Genomic DNA, 2,274 nt, shown 5'->3' with positions numbered 1-2,274 from the left:
ATTTATTTGTCTATCGTTTGTTGGTGTAATTTTTTTAGGGTGTCTAGTTAGGACGCCATTTGTTGACCAGACGGTGTCCTATTCTCCAACTTAATTAACAAATCAAACACAACCCGACTCATTGGTAACCGTAGACCGAAGCAAATGTATCTACAAAGTGAGGGCGAATTTGCCTACACAGCATTTTGATTGATCAATTCTCATTAAATGCCAATTAAATTCAAAGACTTACCCTACAGCTGAAGCAATTGTGCCGACAAAAAAACTAATCGAAGCAAATTTGCCTGCAATTTCTTTTAATTTCACCATCTAAAATTGACATACCAATGCTAGTTATCGTCAGCAGTGAAGAATACGAGCTCGCGTAATGGCTCTGCGCGCCGACTTTTTCAACGGCAACCTATGGGCAAAGTCGGGCGCGCATGTGCCAAATCTCTTTGAGCAATATCCACATCGAAAGGGTGAGTTCAGAAGCATCGCATTCAGATGATAAGCGGACGACTTTCCACAAAAACGACATTGTGTTTCCAACAGATCCGCATGAATCGGACAGCGTATTACCGATTGAAATTGGTATGGCGTGCCATGATACCCGCGGCTTAAACAACGTCTACAAAACCGAAAGTACGGCGATATTGCATTACCCAATAATGCTGGGGTAAAAGAATCTCGAATTACTTTGGCAGATAATCCAAAATCTTGTTGCAATCGCTTGAGATTCATTTCAGATTGACATACGGCGATACCGTCATAGGGATCTATATCTGTTTTGGCCAATAGCCTTAAAACCACGGGGCCTGGTACACCATTCATCTTTATAAACTTCCAGAGTGTCGAAAGCAGTGAGTCGTGAATATCGAGCCAACTTAAGTCAAATACATAGCCAAATGAGGGCGCCAATTTTTGCTGATCAAACAGCATAATAGGCAAGGGCGTGTTGCACGATGGCTCAGGCAACATGATTAAATTCTGATAAGGTCCGACCGATAGCAATGCGCGCCTGCACATAACCGGAATTGCGCACCGCTTGTGCCCAATGCGACTTCGCCGGCCGATACTTGAGTTCATCCAGTGCTTGGCTCTCTTTCACCACAATTTCAACAGCACGGGTAAAGGATTCCATGGGAATTTCTAATTTTCCAGGTAACCCTGATTTATTGTGCAAACTAGCAAAGGCATCCCACAACACTTGGGCATCATCAACCAATTGGTAACCAGAATCTACGCTTCGCGGGAGATAGAATTTGGTGAAGGTCCAATCACTGTTGCGTGGATAAGTAGAACGATCATAGCCAGCTAAACAGGTTGCCACATCTTGCGCATTTCGAATGCCATAAAACGCAAATTCGTCCACCATGAAACGCGCCACGATTTGTGTTTTCCCAGCGCATTGCAAATTCACCTTAATCGCATACAAATCTTCTTGTCCTACTAGGAACGTAAACAACTTAACTTGCTGGCGATCTAGATGATCATGCACGTCCCGCAACCATTCATATTCATTTTCACTATGGCGCTGCGCTTCGTCGATAAAGAAGATCACTGTTCCACTACCGGCCCTGCTGCACGCTTCCTTTATTTTATTGTTGAGGCGAATTCGTTTAGTAGGATTTGATCCTGTGTCTGGTTCTGGGTAACCCACCGCTTCTAAGAGACTGGTAAAGAAGGGCCCCTCAGCATGACGCGGTTTATATTCGGCTTGCACCTGGTAGGTCGTTATCTTTGGATAGTTTTCTGCGAGAAGTAAGCGTAAATATTCGATGGATCGTGTCTTTCCAATCCGTGAGGGTCCATAAATCAAGGCACCAGAAGTTCGAAAGCGGAGACACCGCAAAATAAGTTCGTAGAACTCTTGAATGGCAGGTGTTGCAATACGATAGTTGCCCGTCTCGATGGGATGCAGCTCAAACGAAACTGGCCGAATAGCCTTGGTAGTCATGAACATTTCCTTTCATGGAACAGAACATTACAGCGCCGAAGTAAATCCAAAACCAATCGTTAAATGCTGTGGTTCAACTTTCTTCTCGGAGGATATGACAATTTCCTCCACTTCTATTTCATCCGTGGACGGTACTTGCGGCGATGTCAATCGCGGAGTAAAGATGTACCAAGTAGCGCGCCAAAAGTGTACCAGTTAAGTTAATAAAAAAGAGGGGGTTGATCCTCTGGTTTTGCGCTGCTGATTTTTTATTTCTTGGGGTTACGGGCGAAGCGCAGCGTAGCCCGTCCCCCAACATGATTTATAGTGGCTTGGCTTCCTCCTACTCTATAGAT

General features: G+C 44.5%; 2 protein-coding genes. One reads left to right on the top strand and one right to left on the bottom strand.

Annotated elements, in window-relative coordinates:
- The first annotated feature begins 521 nt into the window (after positions 1-521).
- Positions 522-662: a hypothetical protein gene (locus AAKU61_RS22445; RefSeq protein WP_354335836.1), complete on the top strand. Its 141-nt coding sequence runs from the start codon at positions 522-524 to the stop codon at positions 660-662.
- A 287-nt stretch (positions 663-949) separates the two neighbouring features.
- Here the strand turns inward: AAKU61_RS22445 and AAKU61_RS22440 are convergent, their stop codons facing one another.
- The gene (locus AAKU61_RS22440; RefSeq protein WP_354335834.1) at positions 950-1,939 is read right to left on the bottom strand and encodes an ATP-binding protein; all 990 of its coding nucleotides are present in this window, start codon (positions 1,937-1,939) and stop codon (positions 950-952) included.
- Positions 1,940-2,274 lie beyond the last annotated feature (335 nt).

Source organism: Undibacterium sp. GrIS 1.2 (assembly GCF_040544435.1).
Lineage (GTDB): Bacteria > Pseudomonadota > Gammaproteobacteria > Burkholderiales > Burkholderiaceae_D > Undibacterium.
The sequence above is the reverse complement of the archived record's forward strand: the minus strand, read 5'-3'. Positions and strand labels throughout refer to the sequence as shown.

What these genes read in the sequence shown, in the direction of transcription:
- AAKU61_RS22440 (WP_354335834.1), bottom strand. Translation starts at nt 1,939, where the DNA reads ATGACTACCAAGGCTATTCGGCCAGTTTCGTTTGAGCTGCATCCCATC.